Annotated in this window: 18 protein-coding genes, 1 pseudogene and 2 riboswitches; of the genes and pseudogenes, 17 read left to right on the forward strand and 2 right to left on the reverse strand. The window is 35.2% G+C overall.

From position 1 onward, the window contains the following. The first annotated feature begins 511 nt into the window (after window positions 1-511). From MHH98_RS06640 to MHH98_RS06705, 14 genes and pseudogenes are all read left to right on the forward strand, one after another. Window positions 512-1,468, forward strand: a complete 957-nt coding sequence (locus MHH98_RS06640) for a hypothetical protein (protein ID WP_340712318.1) — start codon at window positions 512-514, stop codon at window positions 1,466-1,468. A gap of 403 nt (window positions 1,469-1,871) precedes the next feature. Next, the gene (locus MHH98_RS06645; protein ID WP_340712320.1) at window positions 1,872-2,927 is read left to right on the forward strand and encodes a hypothetical protein; all 1,056 of its coding nucleotides are present in this window, start codon (window positions 1,872-1,874) and stop codon (window positions 2,925-2,927) included. Window positions 2,928-4,467: 1,540 nt separating this feature from the next. Further along, window positions 4,468-4,854, forward strand: a pseudogene (locus MHH98_RS06650) (ATPase, T2SS/T4P/T4SS family); the annotation flags it as partial. Then, entirely contained in the window at window positions 4,823-5,890 is a 1,068-nt protein-coding gene (gene comGB, locus MHH98_RS06655; protein ID WP_340712323.1) for a competence type IV pilus assembly protein ComGB, read from the forward strand. The pseudogene MHH98_RS06650 and the gene comGB, both read left to right, overlap by 32 nt. Window positions 5,891-5,905: 15 nt before the next feature. Beyond that, window positions 5,906-6,217: a competence type IV pilus major pilin ComGC gene (gene comGC, locus MHH98_RS06660; RefSeq protein ID WP_076035195.1), complete on the forward strand. Its 312-nt coding sequence runs from the start codon at window positions 5,906-5,908 to the stop codon at window positions 6,215-6,217. Continuing rightward, a complete protein-coding gene (locus MHH98_RS06665; RefSeq protein ID WP_038186769.1) occupies window positions 6,210-6,680 on the forward strand; it encodes a prepilin-type N-terminal cleavage/methylation domain-containing protein in 471 nt (156 codons plus the stop codon). The genes comGC and MHH98_RS06665 overlap by 8 nt, the downstream gene beginning before the upstream one ends. Then, the gene (locus tag MHH98_RS06670) at window positions 6,670-6,972 is read left to right on the forward strand and encodes a hypothetical protein (RefSeq protein WP_038186766.1); all 303 of its coding nucleotides are present in this window, start codon (window positions 6,670-6,672) and stop codon (window positions 6,970-6,972) included. The genes MHH98_RS06665 and MHH98_RS06670 overlap by 11 nt, the downstream gene beginning before the upstream one ends. Next, window positions 6,957-7,415 carry a competence type IV pilus minor pilin ComGF gene (gene comGF / locus MHH98_RS06675; RefSeq protein ID WP_038186764.1) on the forward strand — a complete coding sequence of 153 codons (459 nt, stop codon included), beginning with the start codon at window positions 6,957-6,959 and terminating at the stop codon, window positions 7,413-7,415. The genes MHH98_RS06670 and comGF overlap by 16 nt, the downstream gene beginning before the upstream one ends. A gap of 200 nt (window positions 7,416-7,615) precedes the next feature. Then, window positions 7,616-8,128, forward strand: a complete 513-nt coding sequence (locus tag MHH98_RS06680; protein WP_038186762.1) for a shikimate kinase — start codon at window positions 7,616-7,618, stop codon at window positions 8,126-8,128. A gap of 148 nt (window positions 8,129-8,276) precedes the next feature. Next, window positions 8,277-8,370, forward strand: a riboswitch (glycine riboswitch). 3 nt (window positions 8,371-8,373) lie between these two features. Continuing rightward, a riboswitch (glycine riboswitch) is annotated at window positions 8,374-8,451 on the forward strand. 64 nt (window positions 8,452-8,515) lie between these two features. Then, on the forward strand, window positions 8,516-9,619 hold the full coding sequence (gene gcvT, locus MHH98_RS06685) for a glycine cleavage system aminomethyltransferase GcvT (RefSeq protein WP_076064878.1): 1,104 nt from the start codon (window positions 8,516-8,518) through the stop codon (window positions 9,617-9,619). 26 nt (window positions 9,620-9,645) lie between these two features. Beyond that, on the forward strand, window positions 9,646-10,992 hold the full coding sequence (gene gcvPA / locus MHH98_RS06690; RefSeq protein WP_038186743.1) for an aminomethyl-transferring glycine dehydrogenase subunit GcvPA: 1,347 nt from the start codon (window positions 9,646-9,648) through the stop codon (window positions 10,990-10,992). Continuing rightward, window positions 10,985-12,457: an aminomethyl-transferring glycine dehydrogenase subunit GcvPB gene (gene gcvPB / locus MHH98_RS06695; RefSeq protein ID WP_038186740.1), complete on the forward strand. Its 1,473-nt coding sequence runs from the start codon at window positions 10,985-10,987 to the stop codon at window positions 12,455-12,457. Before gcvPA ends, gcvPB begins: the two co-directional genes overlap by 8 nt. A 186-nt stretch (window positions 12,458-12,643) precedes the next feature. Continuing rightward, on the forward strand, window positions 12,644-12,928 hold the full coding sequence (locus MHH98_RS06700; RefSeq protein ID WP_038186737.1) for a hypothetical protein: 285 nt from the start codon (window positions 12,644-12,646) through the stop codon (window positions 12,926-12,928). Window positions 12,929-13,091: 163 nt separating this feature from the next. Beyond that, window positions 13,092-13,565, forward strand: a complete 474-nt coding sequence (locus MHH98_RS06705) for an ASCH domain-containing protein (protein ID WP_081730116.1) — start codon at window positions 13,092-13,094, stop codon at window positions 13,563-13,565. 98 nt (window positions 13,566-13,663) lie between these two features. Here MHH98_RS06705 and MHH98_RS06710 read toward each other — a convergent pair whose 3' ends face one another. Both MHH98_RS06710 and MHH98_RS06715 read right to left on the reverse strand, forming a co-directional pair. Beyond that, window positions 13,664-14,929 (reverse strand): ATP-binding protein, encoded by a 1,266-nt coding sequence (locus tag MHH98_RS06710; RefSeq protein ID WP_076064877.1) that lies wholly within the window; start codon window positions 14,927-14,929, stop codon window positions 13,664-13,666. A 111-nt stretch (window positions 14,930-15,040) separates the two neighbouring features. Beyond that, window positions 15,041-15,421 (reverse strand): rhodanese-like domain-containing protein, encoded by a 381-nt coding sequence (locus MHH98_RS06715; protein ID WP_038186732.1) that lies wholly within the window; start codon window positions 15,419-15,421, stop codon window positions 15,041-15,043. A 104-nt stretch (window positions 15,422-15,525) separates the two neighbouring features. Between MHH98_RS06715 and MHH98_RS06720 the strand changes: the two genes are divergently transcribed. The 3 genes from MHH98_RS06720 to MHH98_RS06730 all read left to right on the forward strand — a co-directional run bounded on the left by MHH98_RS06720 (window position 15,526) and on the right by MHH98_RS06730 (window position 20,006). Further along, window positions 15,526-16,359, forward strand: coding sequence for a lipoate--protein ligase family protein (locus MHH98_RS06720; protein ID WP_038186729.1), 834 nt, complete (start codon window positions 15,526-15,528; stop codon window positions 16,357-16,359). Window positions 16,360-16,534: 175 nt separating this feature from the next. Further along, the gene (locus tag MHH98_RS06725; RefSeq protein WP_143690999.1) at window positions 16,535-19,108 is read left to right on the forward strand and encodes a vitamin B12-dependent ribonucleotide reductase; all 2,574 of its coding nucleotides are present in this window, start codon (window positions 16,535-16,537) and stop codon (window positions 19,106-19,108) included. A 382-nt stretch (window positions 19,109-19,490) separates the two neighbouring features. After that, entirely contained in the window at window positions 19,491-20,006 is a 516-nt protein-coding gene (locus tag MHH98_RS06730; protein ID WP_076035213.1) for a DinB family protein, read from the forward strand. Window positions 20,007-20,079 lie beyond the last annotated feature (73 nt).

The raw sequence follows: 20,079 nt of genomic DNA on the forward strand, positions 1-20,079 counted from the left end.
ACGGTCAGTATAACGAGCATGTATGAAATTACACCGTATTTCGACTTACTAACGATATGGTGGGGGGTATAACTAAAAGAAAAGGAATATAGGATCAAAACTGATTATTTCTTGCAAAGGTAAACACGTAAAGAAGGCTGAACGGGTCGTTAAACGTGTTCATAATGGTCAGGGTCAACTGGTTGGTGAATATAAATTATCTCGCTTGTTGTGATTTATCTATTTCAGAATGATAATTAAGTCAAGCACTTGAGTGCAACTAGATGGCTTACTGAATTAGGTGGCAAGTATTTGCGATATATGGAAAAGGTCTTCCGTCTGGAGGAATTAAAGAAAGGGACTCCTATGGCTCAAGGGGTCTATTTCTTTATGTCTAGTGTACAGGTATATATTTCCATATTTTCACTAAGGTAATAGTTTATACCGGGTAGGCTGATGCATCCACACGTCACATTTTTAAACTTTTTAAGATCTAAGGATAGGAGAATAACACGAAAGTAAGGTGTATTTAGTGCAATTAAATGAGGATAATAGAAAGCTTACAATTGAAATTATTGCTAATTTAGTGAATATAAAAAATCAAATGTTTGAACAAATATTAGAGCCTGCTGGAATTAAAAAAGAGCAATTTGTAAGGCTAAGGGGTTCTAAAAATGCTGTTGGAAAGCTATGGACCAAAAGAGAAATTGGTGCGCAGTTATTAGAAGAATTTGATAATCCAATCAAAGAAAAGAAGTTTATTAAATCTATTATTGAAATTGCTTCTAATTGGAGTAAATTTCATTTATCTGATAATGAATATGCTGCAAGAGCAACTGTTCAAAAAGCAAGGGAGGTTCTAAATACGATTGAAATAAATGAAGCTATTGAAGCCCAATTGCTTGAAGAGGAAAAGAAACAGGAGAAGTTAAGGATTGAAGAATTAAAACAAAAAGCTAGGAAAGAAAAGAAGTCAGAAATCTTGGAACGTTCCAAGTTATTATTAATGATGTTTGATGAGATGGCTACTATGAAGAACAATCCACAAAAAAAGGGGTATTTGTTAGAAGAGTTAGTAAATATGTTATTTCAATTATATGATATTGCGTTATTGGAGAGTTTTAGAAGAAACAATGGCGGAGAGCAGATTGATGGGGCATTCAAACTAGATGGATGGCACTATATTGTAGAAATGAAATGGACAAATCAATTAACAGACATGAAGCAATTAGATTCATTATATGGAAAAATTTCACGTTCGGGAAAACAAACTATGGGTTTATTCATATCAATAAACGGATGGTCATCCAATGTAATTCCACTTATGAAACAACATCCAGATAAAGCAATTTTTTTACTCGATGGTTATGATCTAAGAGTTGTGTTATCTGGAGAAATAGACTTAATTGAATTGTTACAAAAGAAAATAGCAAAATTAAATTTAATGGCTGAACCTTATGTTGGTGCTACTGCTATACTAACTGAATAAAAAAAATTTAACGTTAGTTTATTGCCATCTTGTAAGGTATTTAGTTTTTCAACAATCGGGTGCAATTCTTGAAATATAATTGTGCCTTCTTTAGCTAAAGGACCAGATTGTTGAGTAGATACTTATTTGTATAGTATTAACGCAAGGTGAACCGTATCATAAGTAAGTGCGGCTTTTTAAAAGAACCACCTAGACCATTGATTTTTTAGAGGTTTAGGTGGTTTAAATTTTATTTATCATTGTTTTTCCCAGTTTCATTGAGGGCAAAAGAAGTGTATTTCCGGTTACAACCTATTTAAAGCGCTTTTTAAATTAATACACTTGATATTAAACAGACTTTTTAGATGAAACAGTTAAAACTAATTAATTCTAAAAAACGGTTAAAGAAAGGGAAATAAGAGAGATGAAAACGAATTTTATTAAAGAAATAATAAGAAGTAATATTGTAGTAGGGTTCACCATTGATGAAAGAAATAACAATTTCTATTTTTGGAGAGTATACAAAAGTAATAAAACAGGAAAGTTAATCGATAAAGGTATAAAGAGAACTGAGTACAAAAAATTACTTCGTCATATGGGGGAAGAATTTCTTTTAAATAGATTAATAATTGTTTTGCAGGCTAAGGTTTCCGAAACTATGCCTAAAGCGCCCTTCATATTTAAAGCTAATATTTTAGATCATCCTATTTATGAATTGATTTATACAATGTTTAGGAAAATTCATCTGGACAATAAAAATTTAATTGATGATTTTCTTTTTGATGTATTAAATTCAAGTTTTGATGACTCTATCAAATTAATAAAAGTTCTTGGTAAAAACATTATTAAGTATATTGATGAATTTGAATATAACAAAGAGGACTTAGAGTTGGTTAGTCTTTTTGATTTAATGAAAGTAGAGGCCTATAATTCTCTTTCATTAATCTCAATTAGTAAAATACAAAGCGATATATTAGAAACACACAGCTTTCAGATAGACCCTCCGAAGATTCGAGAGATGGCAAATACAGATGTTCTTGAACTAATAGACCAAAAGAAAATATCAAGTTTAGGTAAAAAAAGTTTTAAAGGAGGAGTGAAGGTAGACAACCATGAACCGGGATATCATTTTCACTATTGTAGACGAGAAAAAGGGACAACCTATACGATTACAAGGTTATCTTTATGCTATAACGCAGATATGAATGAACATCTATTTAAACTTCCTACTCTTTATTGGGAAAAACATGGGGATTATATAGACTTCAATATACCGTCAGGAGGTAACTATGATTTTAGAAGATCGGTTTACCATATTTGCAATTCTGAAAGAATGAAAATTTTTGAAGGTGTACGACGGGAAGATGTAAAGCAAATAAAGTTTAAAAGCAAATCAGATAAAGCCAAGGAGCTTTATAATCCATTTGAAGAAGAACGAAAGAAGAATAAGAAGAATTATTTAGTGGTAATGTATAAATAAAAAGCCTATCTTATGTTGTTATAACTTATATTTAGAAATTAAATTGCATTGGAGAGAGTCTAATCATTTCTAAAATATAAATAGAGTATCTTGTTTTCGATAAGGAAGCGATTTAAACATCAGGAATGCGGGTTATCGTATAAAAATTAATCGATAACAATTGATGAGCTTGTTTTTTGAGAACTGCAATGGTAGTGTTTATTGATTTCTTTAGGCTGTTTAAGGAATTTGTATAGTAGAAACAGTTATTCTATATATACAGCAAATAGTAAAAAACCTCATTTAGAAACATTACTGTGAACCGTATAAATAAGTAAGTGCGATTTTATTGAAATTGCATTTAGTTTTTATGTGAATTTAAATTATATTCTTATGTGATAAAGCCCGAAGTAAATCGGGAGAGGTTTATAGTTAATTACTCTCTATAAAAAACTATGGAAACATGACAATTCGCCATGTCCATATAGGACGTGGCTTTTTTTATGTTTTATTCATATGTTTTAAATGAAACGCCTATGAGCTATGCTGAAGCAAAGGGAACAGATGGGAGTCCAAAACAGACGATAATGTAAAAAAATAATCATTTGATTGATAACGGGAAAAATCTTAAACAACAGTTAAAGAATTTCCCTCGCTATGTTAAGAATTCGTTATTGTTTAGTCTAAATAAGCGCTCGTTCGATTCAATCGATGTTAAAACAATATGGAATAAATTCAACTTAACTTCGTCATACATTTATGAAGACACTTGTTGATAGGGGTACACCACTAGAGATGATAAAAGCACTAAATGGAGGTTCTAGTATTGACAGGATTGGAAGGTATCTAAGCACAGAAGAATTAGCAAATGTAGTCGATCGATTTACTAAACATCAAAACAGAAAAAATAATTAAATTTCTAGGCATTTTAATATGGTACCTGTAGTTAGGACACTTTAAAAAGAGTGTTTTACCTACAGGTATTTTTTAAATACTTGAATTTCAAAATTAGCGGATTATGGTACAGCAATAATTTTGCTAGAAGATCGAATTAATTTCTTCTCGTTGGCATTCGTCAACTACTTTTTAACATTACTAAATTGTTTGGTAAATACCACATTATCTTTAACTATATATAAACGAAGAATAAGGATTAATAAATATTGGCTAATTTGAAAAAAGGTCTTGATAAAACACTGCAATGGACGGCAATGATGGTTCCTTAACATATACAAAAAATAAAACAGTGGAAAAGGGAAGCTTATAACTTTATACAAAAGTCTGATTGTTCTGTCAATTGTGAAATGAGATTTTTAAAAGGATTATCAGGTACCAAATTTCTTGTTTCAGATTTAAGAAATTATCTTTAATATTGTTAAAATCTTTATTAATAAGCTGTAAAATTATATAGAGAATATATTTTATTAACTTTATTTTCATGGTCAGAATAAAAAAATGACCATTTTTTTATTTCCCATATTATTTGGGAAGTTACAAATACCCCTTTATTTTAAAGGATTTAGGAAATCCCAAATTAATTATTGACTTTATAACTAGCCTTATTATGATTGGAGAAATTCGTGATCAAGAAACGGCTAAGATTGCAATAGAGGCTGCATTAACAGGGCATCTCGTTTTAACTACGATTCATTCAATGGATACAATTGGCTGTTTATTCCGTTTACTAGATTTGGGCGTCTCCTTAGAAGAGTTAAGGCAAACAGTAATTGGAGTGGTTGCACAGCGATTAGTAAAGAAAGTAAATTATCAAGATGAAGAAAGATTATCGGCCATTTATGAGATTTTAGCAGATAGATATCTAGCAGAAGCTATAGAACACGTGAAGAGTGATGAAAAATTCATACTGCCATTAGACCTCTCATTAGAAGGACAGATAGAAAAAGGGGTGAGTTTGGGTGCAATTAAAGCTCAACCTTCACCGATTTAGTAAAAAGATTAAAACTTTACCTAAGATGAGAGATAAGGCGAGCTTTTTGAAAAAGATGAGTGTACTGCTAGAGGAAGGCTATACATTTAGAGATTCATTATCAATGTTACTACCCCATCATATTGAAGAATTATCAGAAGTGGAATCTTTGGTAGAAGAAAAATTTCGAAGTGGATCTAATATGAGCGAAATTCTGCAATTGCTTGGCTTTCAAAAAAGCTATTTAATGACTATTCATGTGGCAGAGCAACATGGAAGAGTTGTAAGAGCCCTTGATTCTATAGCAAGTCAAATGATAACGAAGGAAGAAACGCAAAAAAGACTACAAAAGCTAATGGCCTATCCTGCGATTTTGTTTGTCTTTTTAGTGCTGCTCTTTTTTGGATTTCGGACCTACTTTTTACCCAATATGTCTTCAATGATGCTTTCTAGAGAAGGTGATGCAAGTGTATCTAAATTAACACTATCCTCTTTTTTCTTGCATATTCCAGATGCCTTGATCATTGCAGCCTGTGGGAGTATCTTATTTGCTTTTGTGGCTTGGAGGATAATAAGCAAGAAAGAGATTGGTCACCAAATGATAGTGTATTTGAAAATTCCAGTTCTCTGTCGATTTTTTCGTCTTCAATTGACACGCCAATTTGCTTATGAGTTAGGTGGGCTTTTAGAAAGTGGTCTTTCAATGCAAGAAAGTTTGATTATTTTACAGCGACAAGAGTTACAACCATTTATGGCGAAAATAGCAGGTGAATTACGTAATCGAGTTATTTTTGGTGATTCACTTTCTACTGCGGTAAATCATATGAAGTTTTTTCAGAAAGGATTTAATGCACATATACTACATGGCGAGGAAGGTGGAAATCTAGGTAGAGAACTTCAAATCTATAGTGATTTTTTGACAGATAAAACAGAAGCGAATATGACTAGAGTGCTAGCTATAATTCAACCATTACTTTTTTGTATTATCGCGGTTTGCATACTCGGAGCCTATTTAGCTATTTTATTACCCATGTACGAAATGATAGAAATGGTTTAAGAAAGGAGAACCAACATGCAATTATTAAAACAACAGAAGGGCTTTACTTTAATTGAAATGCTCATTGTTTTGTTTATCATTACAGTGTTGATTTTGATTGCAATACCAAATGTAACAAAGCACTTTAGTACAGTGGATGATAAAGGATGTAAAGCATATGTCAGTATGGTACAAGGACAAGTTGAAGCTTATCGTATTGACGAAAAAAAGTATCCAACAACAATTGAAATGTTGGAGGACGCAAAGTATTTAAAGCAAGATACAAATGCGTGTACCGGAAAAAAGATTCAAATCTCGGATGGAGAAGTTTCTACAATAGATGAATAACAAAGAAGCTGGATTTACGTTCGTCGAATTGTTACTAGTACTTACTGTTACGATGATAATTTGTTCTTTAAGCTTGGTACTAGGCAAAGCAAAGTTGGATGAACGAATGGCTAATCAGTTTTTATATCAATTAATGCTTGATATTGAACAGGTGCAGAGTGAGTCGATTGGTAGCGGGATTATTTCATATCTGGAATTTATAGATGATGGAAAGAAATACAGGGCATATACGTTGGTAGATTCAGAAGGGGGAGGTAATTCCCCCCTTAATACTAGACGATATTATCTTACACGAGAACTACCAGAGGGAGTTACTTATAGTTACAACAGTCCATTACGTCAGATTAAAATTGATTCTCAAGGTACATTCTCAAGTTTTGGTACATTGGTTTTTTTAACACCAACTGGGAATAAATCACTTATTATTAATATCGTTAAAGGGAGGATGAAAATTGTGGAATGACAAAGGGAACTCATTACCAGAAACATTACTAACTCTAGTTATTATTTTGACGATATTCGGAACTCTTTTACCAGCATTGCAAATGATGAAAGTTACTTTAAGTGATAAGAAAATGGCGCTGTACGCAGCTGAAACAGCTTACCAAGCTTCTCAACGTGTCGAGCAGGGGGAGCAGCTCCAAGGTAGTCGAACTGTAGAAAATATTAACTATCGATGGTATTTCACGAATAATGAAGTATGCGTATTTTATGAAAACTTAAAAGGACAACAGCAAAAATGTATTCGGCCATAAAAAGTCTGATAGAAAATCGCTCTGGCTATACATTAGCGGATGCCCTTTTGCAACTGATGGTCCTTATACTTTTTTCGCAGTTATTTATGATCTTCTATCCTTGGTATGAAGAGTCAAATAGATCTTTTCATCAACGTCAGGAAATTGAATGGGAGCTATTTACGTATGATTTGCAATCGTATTTGTTGGATATAAAAACTATTGGCATAGGTGCAAATGCAAACTTACACATTGGAAAGGATAATCGAAGTCTCGCTATTAATAGGTCTAGTGCTGTAGTACGTATGCAAAAGGAAGGGCAAGGAAGTGAGCCTATGCTGATGAATGTTTATGAAATACAGTTTTTTATTGATGTAAATCGTACAACTCTAACAACAAAAGTATTGTTTACTAATGGCTTAAGGAAGGAGAAAGACTTTGTTATTTCGTATGTTAAAGAGTGAAAAAGGAATGCTTCTTCCAATAGCGATGATTCTATTGTTTTTTTGTACGAGTTACCTTTTGAGCACTGTGATGTCTTATGAATCTCATTTTCGAACGTATAATTCATTGGAATCGGCGTATGTTCGTGCTACTATAAATAAAATACAAGAAATTGAAAATAGCACAGAGTAACAGTCGTCGTTGATGAGAAGGTGAAAAAATGAGAAAAGTATATTTAGTAGGGTTTATGGGTTGTGGTAAAAGCGCAATTGGTAGACGTTTAAGCTACTATCTGAAAATGCCCTACTATGATATGGACCAAGAAATTGTAAGAAGAGAGAAAATGACGATTCCTGAAATATTTGAAAAATATGGAGAAGAGCACTTTCGTCAACTGGAGACGGATTTTTTACGGAATTTCCGAGATGAGTTTTGCATCATTTCAACAGGTGGTGGTGTAGCGATGAATCCTCAAAATCGTAGAATAATGCGTCAAACTGGACTAGTCCTTTTTTTAGATGCGACATTTCCAGATATTTGGAAGAGAATCCATAAAGATAAAAACCGTCCAATCGTCCAACGTTCTACAAAACAAGAATTAGAAGATTTATTTTATAAACGCCGAAAATTTTATAGAGAAGCTACACATATCACAATTCGAACAGAAAACCGTTCACTAAAACAGATTGTTGAATATACTGCTTTTCAAATAAAACGTCTGAAAGGCGAATGAAATACGTAATCTTTCTAGTTAATGTTCGTCTATAAAGTATTTTATAAAAGTTATTGCATGATACCCCTATTCAATGTTAGGATATAGACGAGACGTATTGTTATAGAACAATGACATGGAAATACTACCAAGATTCCATCTTGGGCGGATGATTGTACGGGGAGAGAACGTCTGGAGACGTCGCCGAAGGAGCAAATAACAAAAGTTATGAATCTCTCAGGCAAAAAGACTCGTACGGGACGCAACTCTGGAGAGAGCTGTATGGATTACAGCCACCAAAGAGGACAGCCGTAATGGTAAAACTTTCAGGTGCATGGACAGAGAATCCTAATTATAGGATTTCTCTGTCCATTTTTTTATGTCCTGAACAAATGAGGAGGAAGATTAGTGGCTAATGAATTAAAAAGAACGCCGTTATTCGAAGAGTATTCGAAGTATGGTGGGAAAACAATTGATTTTGGTGGTTGGGAATTGCCTGTTCAATTTTCTTCTATTAAAGCCGAGCATGAAGCAGTTCGAACAAAAGCTGGACTATTTGATGTATCTCATATGGGTGAAATCTTCGTTGAAGGTTCAGAAAGTTTAGCTTATTTGCAAAAGCTTGTTACTAATGATGTATCGAAAATTGCCATTAACCAAACGCAGTATACTGCAATGTGCTATGAAAATGGTGGCGTTGTAGATGACTTACTCACTTATAAATTAGCAGAAGATCGTTATTTATTAATCGTTAATGCGTCGAATATTGAAAAAGACTTTGAGTGGATGAAAACGTTAGTGTCAGGTGATGTGAAGTTAACAAATGCATCAGATGAATACGGTCAATTAGCATTACAAGGGCCACTTGCAGAAAAAGTATTACAAACATTAACTGAAACACCGTTACAAGACATTAGACCATTCCGTTTAGAACAAAATGTAACGATTGCGGGTTATGACACACTTATATCACGCACTGGTTACACAGGTGAAGACGGCTTTGAGATTTATGCAGCACCTGAAGCAATCATTGCTTTATGGGGCAAAATCTTAACAGCAGGAGAAGCTGATGGCGTTGTTCCTTGTGGTTTAGGTTCACGTGATACATTACGCTTTGAATCTTGTTTACCGCTATACGGTCAAGAATTATCAAAAGATATTTCACCACTTGAAGCGGGCATTAATTTCGTTGTGAAATTAAATAAAGAAGTAGATTTCGTTGGTAAATCGACATTACAAGCTCAAAAGGAAAATGGCGTACCACGTAAAAGTATCGGTATCGAAATGATTGATAAAGGTATTCCACGTCACGGTTATCCAGTCTTTAAAGGTGATACTCAAATTGGTGAAGTAACAACTGGTACACAATCACCATTAACAAAACGTAATATCGGTTTAGCACTAATCGATAGTGAGTATGCGGAGCTTGGGCAAGAGCTTGAGATTGAAATCCGTAACCGTCGCTTAAAAGTGGTTACTACTGCAACACCATTTTATAAACGCCAAAAATAATTTTCATGAAGAGAGGGTTTTTTCGAATGAAGCATCGGTACTTACCTATGACTGAGCAAGATCAAAAAGAAATGCTAAATGTAATTGGCGTCTCTAATGTTGATGAATTATTCTCAGACATCCCAGAAAAAGTTCGTTTTAAAGGAAACTACAACATTAAACCTGCAAAATCTGAATCAGCATTATTAAAAGAGTTAGCACAACTTTCTAAACAAAATGCAAATAGCGATGAATATGCATCATTCTTAGGTGCTGGAGTTTATGATCACTATAAACCAGTCATTGTTGACCACGTTATTTCACGTTCAGAATTCTATACGGCTTACACACCTTACCAACCAGAAATTTCACAAGGTGAATTACAAGCTATTTTCGAATTTCAAACAATGATTGCAGAACTAACAGGTATGGATTTAGCAAACTCATCTATGTATGATGGTGGGACAGCTCTTGCTGAAGCTGGTATGCTTGCAGCAGCACATACTCGTCGTAAAAAGCTATTAGTTTCTGGTGCGGTTCATCCAGTTTCACATGATGTAGTTAAAACATATGCTCTTGGTCAATCGATTGAAGTAGTAAATGTTCCTTTAAAAGATGGTGTCACTGATCTTGATGCGTTAAAAGAATTAATCGATGCAGATACAGCTGCCGTGATGGTTCAATATCCTAACTTCTACGGTCAAGTAGAGAACGTACAAGCAATTGCAGACTTAATCCACGATGCAAAAGGCTTATGTATCGTATCTTCTAACCCATTAGCACTTGGTATTCTAACACCTCCAGGTAAAATGGGTGCGGATATTACTGTCGGGGATGCTCAACCTTTCGGTATTCCAGAAAGCTTTGGCGGACCACACTGTGGTTACTTCGCTGTTACAAAAAAATTAATGCGAAAAGTACCTGGTCGTTTAATTGGTGAAACAATTGATGACGAAGGTCGTCGCGGTTATGTATTAACTTTACAAGCACGTGAGCAACATATTCGTCGTGAAAAAGCGACTTCTAATATTTGTTCAAACCAAGCTTTAAATGCACTTGCAGCTTCAGTTGCAATGACAGCTCTAGGTAAAAAAGGTGTGCAAGAAATTGCTACTCAAAACATTTTAAAAACACACTATGCTAAAGAAGCTTTTGAAAAAGCAGGTTTCACTGTAGCTTATAAAGGCGCACATTTCAACGAGATCGTTGTGAAGTGTAATACATCTGTTTCTACTATTAATAAGGAACTTTTTGAAAAAGGCATTATTGGCGGCTTTGATTTAGGTAAAGTAGATGCAGCACTTGAAAACCATGCACTAATTGCTGTTACTGAACAACGTACGAAAGAAGAAATCGATGCACTTGTGCAAGAAATGGGGGCTCTCCATGCATAACGACAATCAACCACTTATTTTTGAACTTTCAACAGAAGGTCGCGTAGGATATAGTTTATCAGAGCTTGATGTACCAGCAGTAGATTTAGCTGCTATCTTACCAAACGAATTTATTCGTACAGAAGAAGCGGGACTACCTGAAGTATCAGAACTTGATATTATGCGTCATTATACTGCGCTCTCTCGCCGTAATCACGGTGTAGATTCAGGTTTCTACCCACTTGGTTCTTGTACAATGAAATATAACCCGAAAATTAATGAATCAGTTGCACGTTTTGCAGGATTTGCTAATATTCACCCTTTACAAGATGAGTCCACTGTTCAAGGTGCACTTGAGTTAATGTATGATTTACAAGAGCATTTAATCGAGATTACTGGTATGGATGAAGTAACGCTTCAACCAGCTGCTGGTGCACATGGTGAATGGACTGCATTAATGATGATTCGTGCATTCCACGAAGCAAACGGTGACTTCCAACGTACGAAAGTACTTGTGCCAGACTCTGCTCACGGTACTAACCCAGCATCAGCAACAGTTGCAGGTTTTGATACAGTAACTGTGAAGTCTGATGAAAACGGTCTTGTAGATTTAGAGGATTTACGCCGCCTAGTTGGGGATGATACAGCAGCGCTTATGTTGACTAACCCAAATACATTAGGTCTTTTTGAAGAACATATTCTAGATATCGCTGAAATCGTTCACTCGGTTGGCGGTAAAGTATATTATGATGGTGCAAACTTAAATGCGGTTATGTCTAAAGCACGTCCTGGTGATATGGGCTTTGACTGCGTTCACTTAAACTTACACAAAACTTTCACTGGTCCTCACGGTGGTGGTGGTCCTGGTTCAGGTCCAGTTGGCGTAAAGGCAGACTTGATTCCGTACCTTCCAAAACCTGTTTTAGTGAAAACAGAAGAAGGTTATCATTTCGATTACGACCGTCCACAATCAATTGGTCGCGTGAAGCCATTCTATGGTAACTTTGGTATTAATGTTCGTGCATATACTTATATCCGTTCAATGGGTCCAGATGGTCTTAAAGCAGTAACTGAAAATGCAGTAATTAATGCAAACTATATGATGAGAAGATTAGAGCCATACTTTGATCTACCTTACAACCGTCATTGCAAGCATGAATTTGTATTAAGTGGAAGCCGCCAGAAAAAACTAGGCGCTCGTACACTTGATATGGCAAAACGACTGTTAGACTTTGGCTACCATCCACCAACAACTTACTTCCCATTAAATGTGGAAGAAGGTTTAATGATTGAACCAACTGAAACAGAATCAAAAGAAACATTAGACGCTTTCTGTGACGCAATGATTCAAATTGCTAAAGAAGTAGAAGAAACACCAGAAGTAGTACAAAATGCACCACATACAACTGTTATTGGCCGTCTTGATGAAACAAGAGCAGCACGTAACCCAGTTTTACGATACGAAAGAGAAACAGTAGAAGTATAATATATTCGTATATTGAAAACCTCTAGCACTTTGCTAGAGGTTTTCTCATGATTTGTATATAAATAGCTTAATGAAAAGATCATGTTAGTTATGGAAAAAATCGCTTGGACATAGACAGATGACTTTAAAATTGCTATGCTAACATAAATGCAGTATGAATCAATGTGTGAAAAAAGGGGAGTTTTCATGGCTTACTTTAAAAGTATCAATGATACAACTAATGATCAAAATGACTTACTAAAATCCTTAAAAGAGGATTATCAAGAATATACGGTTGACGAATTAATTTCTGAATTGTACATAAAGCAACAAAAAGAACAAAGTACGTTAATCTATTTCACTCCAGATGCGCATACAAAGGCGCTAATGGAATACGAAAAGAAAATCATTTATGATTTGCTACATAAACATGGTTTAACAAATCTACAAATTTTACAAGAAATCAATAAGCAAAAAACTGTTATAGATTAAAACAGTAAGTATAGAATTCAAACCTGTTTACTGCATATGAAACCTCTTATATTAAGTAATGCAATATAATTATCTCATTACTAATATAGGAGGACTTGACATGAAATAATAGATTAAAAGAATTAGATACTTATGGATTTTGATTGTAAGGGGGAAGCACCTAATGTCAATCAATAAAATAGATGAATATTGGCATACATATGCTAAAGAAAATGAATTAGATATGACGACTCCAGAGTCATGGATGTTTGGAGATGGTTCCAAAGAAATGGCGGATGATTTAGGGAGTTTAGTTGTGAATGGTAGCAAAACAGCAACATGTGCTGCTCATTGTGTATATGAACTTGAAAAAGAAAAAATTCAAAAAGTTGGACAGTACGATATTGTATTAGATGGTAACAATGAACCTCTAGCAATAATAAAATATACAAAAATCGAATTGGTGAAAATGAATGAAGTAACAAGTGATTTTGCAAAGGCTGAAGGTGAAGGAGATTTATCCTATGATTATTGGTATCGGGAGCATGTAAAATTTTTCACTTGGGAGCTCAATCAGTATGATCTTACCTTTAACTCTGACTTATTGCTTGTTTGTCAAACTTTTAAGGTAATGGATGTTTATCAAAATCAGGTATAAATAAGAAAAATTAGAACTATTTTACGAAGATATTAAATATTATTTTAAAAAATACACTCCCAGAGATTGAGTCAACCAATCTCTAGGAGTGTATTTTTTTAGAACCCTATATTTACTTCATTTCTTTCCCATTCATTTCGGAAGGCTTTTTTACGTTGTTTTTGTAAATCTTTAATACATTTCTCGTAATCGAGTTTTTTATCATAATGCCAATTTAGAGCAACTGACATATATAACTCATTAAGTTGTGACATAGAAAGTTCTTTTGAAAGTTTAGCAGCATCTATTAGCTCGTCTTCTGTGAATATATGCTGAATATCTAATTTGCGTAAATATGTAGCACGTATTTCAGTTGTAGGATTCATAATCTCGTATGCTCGATCAAACCTTCCTGCACGGTTGATTAAAGCTGGATCGATGCGGTCAGGATAATTGGTCGTACCAATTAAAAAAATACCTTCACGTGATTGAGCGCCGTCTAGTGTATTTAAAAATAATGAACGTGTATATTCGGGCATAGAATCTATATCTTCAATAACGAGTATTGCTGGAGCTAAACTTGTTACCATACGGAAGACCTCTTCAATGGACTCGCTTGATGTATGCTCAGTAATTTGCCAATACACAACAGGAGCTGTTACAGAACCTGTAATGGACTTTACAAGCGTAGTCTTTCCGTTTCCTGGTGAGCCATATAATAAGATTCCTCTTTTATAAGGAAGGCCGTAATGTTTAAAGAAATTGCCACCCTCCTTGAAAAACTCATCAATCGAACGGAAAATCTCTTGCTTAAGTGAAGGTTCTAAGAAAACATCTTCTCGTGTAATTTGCTTACCTTCGCCGTAACTCCGTCGTTTAATACCATCATGAACATCAACTAAGTAGGTAACAGTTTCCATCAACATTTGACGTAACTGTTCTTGAACAGCTTCGATAAAATTCATCATTTTCTCCGCACTTGTTGTAAAATAGAAAAACTCTGGCCATTCTGAATCGGAGCGGAATACAGGGATTTGTGTAATGGCTACTTCATAATCAGGAAAGTAGATTAAAGAATTACTAAATGTCTTAATTGATTTTAGCTGATTATCTAATTGATCTTCTGAGACAGAATTTAAAACAATGCTAGGTAATGAGGCATATATATAACTCAAATTTTCATAGCGGATTAATTCCTTTTCCATCATTTCTAGTAAATGATGATGAAATTGTGAATTATTTAGTTCGACAGTCACACCACGAAAATTAGCAGGGTGTACTTCATTTAGTTTTTTTGAGATGCGCTCAAAGACCGCTGATACATCTGCATAGTTAGGGATGTCTTGTCGCAAATCTTCGTGAAATGTATATAAGAATTTTGGCATTATATCCTCCTTTATGGACGTTATTAATTTATAGAATATATAATTAAGAAAAAATAGAGTCATTTCTGTTATAAATAGAAATGACTCTTTTTTATTTGCAACGCAATCAAATTATTTCACTTTGATTTTGCCTGTCCAATTTTTGTATCCACCTTGTAATTGGTATACTTGATCGTAGCCTTTTTTCTTTAATAACATAGCAGCACGTGCACTACGTCCAGCATTTTGGCAGTACAAGTAAACAGGTTTGTCTGGGCGAATTTCTTTATAGCGTTGACGAAGTTGTGAGGTTGGGACGTTACGAGCGCCTAGAATATGACCACCGTCAAATTCTTTTGGCTCACGCACATCTATTAATTGTGCTTTACGATAACCTTCAATAAATTCTTCTTGTGTTAAAGTTGTAACTGCTTTTTTGAAACGAAGAGCGTTTACTAAAGCGTATACAATCACCACAAATAAAACAATTGCTAATGTATATAACCAACTCAAATCGTCTTACCCCTTTCTATCTACAGTAATATTATAAAAGAACATGTAGCGATAGTCCAATGAGTTTGTTAAAATAGATAAGTTGATTATAAGGAGGAGACCAAATGAAAACAACATGGTATTTTATTAATTCAGGTCCTTGTAGCCCTGCATTCAATATGGCATTAGATGAAGCGCTCCTACATTGGCATAGTAAAGGTTTAATTCCACCAGTAATACGATTTTACGAATGGAATCCAGCAACACTTTCTATTGGATATTTTCAACGTGCTGAAAAAGATATTGATTTTGAACAATTACATAAATTAAATTTAGGATTTGTACGCCGTCCTACTGGCGGTCGTGCAGTCTTACATGAACATGAACTAACATATAGCATCATTGTTAATGAAGACTACCCAGACATGCCTAAAACGGTGACTGAAGCTTATAGAGTATTAAGCGAAGGCTTATTACTAGGTTTCCGAAACTTAGGGTTAGATGCTTATTTTTCAGTTCCTGATTCAGAAGAAAAACGAGCAGATTTGAAAACTCCGAAGAGCGCGGTTTGTTTTGATGCGCCAAGTTGGTATGAATTAGTAGTAGAAGGTAAAAAGGTAGCAGGTAGTGCACAAACGCGACAAGAAGGTGTCATTTTACAACATGGAGCGATATTAATCGATCTCGATGATGAAAAATTGATTTCTCTTTTTAAATTTCCATCGGAAGCTTCAAGAGAGCGTATGCGCAAACATTTACCACAAAAAGCGGTAGCTATTAATCAGTTAGCACAAAAACCTGTCGATGTTGAGACATGTATATCTGCTTTCCGCAAAGGATTTGAGGACGGGTTAGACATTGAACTTGTACCGTACACGTTAACGAAGGAACAAATGGATTTTGTTAATAATTTAGCAAAAACTCGTTATGAAAGTGATGAATGGAATTTTAGAAAATAGTAGTCTTTTTGACTTATTTTAGCTTTGCAAAAATCGAAAAATCGCTTCCAATGTTGTTAAATCAACATTTTGCTCAAAATCACCCTATTTGCTTTTCTTATCAATATATAGTATCGTAATGTCTTGAACAAACACTATATATAGTGTTTAGAGCGCGATCTAAATAGGGAGGCGAATGATAATGGTACTTGCTTCACAGCATCATAATCAGACGATTAATGTACAACAATTAAATAATGATATTCAACAATTTCCACAAGTTCATGCCATCACAGAGGACATGCATATAACACATAAAGGTGTGTCTCGCTTAGTCATGATCGACCGTTATTCTTTTAAAGATACGGAAAAGAAAACGCTAAAAGCAGGGGATTTTGTTGTTTTAACGGTCAAAGCTGACCCTAAATTCCCAGCACGTGGTCTTGGTTATATCGTTTCAATTAATGCAGAAAAGAAAACAGCAGAAGTGCTGATTGAAGCAGATTATAGAAGTGCTATTGATGATGATTCTGAACAACAAACAGGAATTGTCACACGTTCTTTAGACGTTATTGAGAAGCCTCTTGAAGTCTTTTACGAACAAATTGCAAAACGTAATGCAACTGGCCTAGCAGCCGTTGAAAAAACAGAAGAAAAACGCCAAGAATGGTATGAAAAATTCTACGAACAATTAGTGAAGTTAAACTTTATTCCAGCGGGACGTGTTATTTACGGAGCAGGCGCAGGAACAGATGTTACTTACTTTAACTGTTACGTAATGCCATTTGTTGCAGACTCTCGTGAAGGCATTAGTGATCACCGTAAACAAGTAATGGAAATTATGAGTCGCGGTGGTGGTGTAGGTACTAATGGTTCTACATTACGTCCACGAAACACACTTGCTCGTGGTGTCAATGGTAAATCATCAGGATCTGTTTCATGGTTAGATGATATTGCTAAGCTGACTCATCTTGTTGAACAAGGTGGATCACGTCGTGGTGCACAAATGATTATGTTGGCAGATTGGCATCCGGATATTATTGAATTTATTATTTCAAAAATGCAAAACCCTCGTATTTTACGTTTCTTAATCGAAAATACAACGGATGAAACAATCCAACGTCTAGCAAAAGAAAAACTAAAATTCAAACCTTTAACGCAACAAGAAGAAGCGATGTATCAAGGTATTATTAATTATAAAACTATCCCTGGTGTCGGTGGTTTTAATGAAGCCATTATTCGTGATGCTGAGACGAAATTACGTGACGGTGGAACATACAGCGTGCATAACGCTGAATTCCTAACTGGTGCGAATATTTCTGTTACAATCACAAATGAATTCATGGAAGCTGTAGAAGCTGATGCTGAATTTGATTTACGATTCCCAGCTGTCGAATCATATAATGCTGAAGAAATGAAAATCTATAACGATACATGGCATGAAGTTGGCGATGTTCGTGAATGGGCTGAAATGGGCCATGCTGTACGTACTTACCGTAAAGTAAAAGCACGTGAACTTTGGAACTTAATCAATATCTGTGCAACTTACTCAGCAGAACCAGGTATTTTCTTCATCGACAACGCAAACGATATGACAAATGCAAAAGCATACGGTCAAAAAGTTGTAGCAACAAACCCATGTGGAGAACAACCACTTGCGCCGTATTCAGTTTGTAACTTAGCAGCTGTAAACTTAGCGCAATTTGCTCAAAAAGATACGAAAACAGTGGACTTTGAAGCGTTGAAAGAAACAGTTCGTGTCGGAGTACGTATGCAAGATAACGTAATCGATGCTACTCCTTATTTCCTTGAAGACAACAAAGTACAAGCATTAGGCGAACGCCGTGTTGGACTAGGTGTTATGGGAATGGCTGATTTACTTATCTACTGTGAAAAAGAATATGGCTCTGAAGAAGGTAACATCCTTGTTGATGAAATCTTTAAGACGATTGCGACAACAGCATACGAAGCATCTACTGAACTTGCAAAAGAACGAGGTAGTTTCCCATTCCTAACAGGAGAAACAGAATCTGAAACATTAGCACTTCGCAAACGCTTTACAGAAACAGGCTTCATGCAAAAAATGCCTGAACATATCCGTGAAGCAGTACTTGAAGGCGGTATTCGTAACTCGCACCTACTAACTGTAGCTCCTACAGGTTCAACAGGAACAATGGTTGGGGTTTCTACTGGATTAGAACCATACTTCTCATTTACTTACTACCGTAGTGGTCGTCTTGGTAAATTCATTGAAGTAAAAGCTGATATTGTACAAGAATATTTAGCTGCTAACCCAGGTGCAGATGAAGCAAATCTTCCTGAATGGTTTGTAACTGCTATGGAATTAGCTCCAGAAGCACACGCAGATGTACAATGTATTATCCAACGCTGGATTGATAGCTCAATCTCTAAAACAGTAAATGCACCACGTGGTTACACTGTAGATCAAGTACAAAAAGTGTACGAACGCTTATACAATGGTGGCGCTAAAGGCGGTACAGTTTATGTTGATGGTAGCCGTGATTCACAAGTATTAACTCTAAAAGCAGAAGAAAACGTTATGGACGAGGACACTCTACAAGAAGAACAAGTAGCAGAAAAACGTCCAGTTGTTTTAATCGATACTATTCAAGACTTACGCTCAACAAACGTAACAATCGGCTCTGAAGTCGGTAACACATGCCCAGTATGTCGCAAAGGAACAGTCGAAGAACTAGGTGGCTGTAACACATGCACAAATTGCGGTGCACAACTTAAATGTGGTCTTTAATATACTGACTTCTAGCTACTAACGAGCGCAAAGATGGTTATCTAAAATAAAACCATAACAACCATTAAGGACTCCCCTTTCATTAATAGATGAAGAGGAGTCCTTTCCTTTTGAATGAGGTTTAGTTTTATGAATAGTTCTAGTAATACTTTGACAATAAAATACCTAATGTAAACTTGAAAGAAAGTCGTACCGTTTTAAAGAAAGATATACTGTTTTGAAGAAAGTTATACTGTTTATAAAAAAGTTGAACCGAAATGTAATTATTTCGGTTTTCCTTATTGAACTAACGGGGCAGGTTAGTTCAATAAGGAGGTAATACTCTTTCTGTTTTGAACATCTCTTAATATGGGGGGATATTTAAAAGATGGAGGTTGTTGTGATTTTGAAACTGTTTCAATATAACTGGCAAGTTCGTAATGATTGGTTTACATGGTGCGAAGACATACCTGATGAAGAACTATTAAAGAAACGGATCGGTGGGTTCGGCAGTATCCTACATACCCTGTTTCACATTGTAGATGTGGAATATATGTGGATCTTAGGTTTGCGAGGTGAACCAGTACCTGAGGAGCCATTGTTTGAGGATTATGCCAGCTTACAAAAAGTGAAAAATCTTTCAGCTCAATACCATGAGAAAGTGAAGCCATTTGTGACATCTTGGACAAATGAAATGGATTCTCGGAAACTTTCAGAAACCGATTTCAATGAAGAACCGATTAGCTCTAGAGACACACCAATCAGGAGCAGAGTCATTGAATGTACACACGGAGAGATCATACGTCATGTCATTGTTCACGAAATCCACCATATCGGTCAGTTATCTATATGGGCACGTGAAATAGGAAAGGAGCCTGTTTCCGCAAATCTGAGAGGAAGGGGGCTATTCGACAATTAGACTACCTTTTCACAAACGGGGGTGATAATTCAATTGTTACTGCAGGTTCTGTTGGTATGAAAATGTTTCTACT

The organism is Viridibacillus sp. FSL H8-0110, assembly GCF_038003565.1.
GTDB classification, from domain to species: domain Bacteria; phylum Bacillota; class Bacilli; order Bacillales_A; family Planococcaceae; genus Viridibacillus; species Viridibacillus arenosi.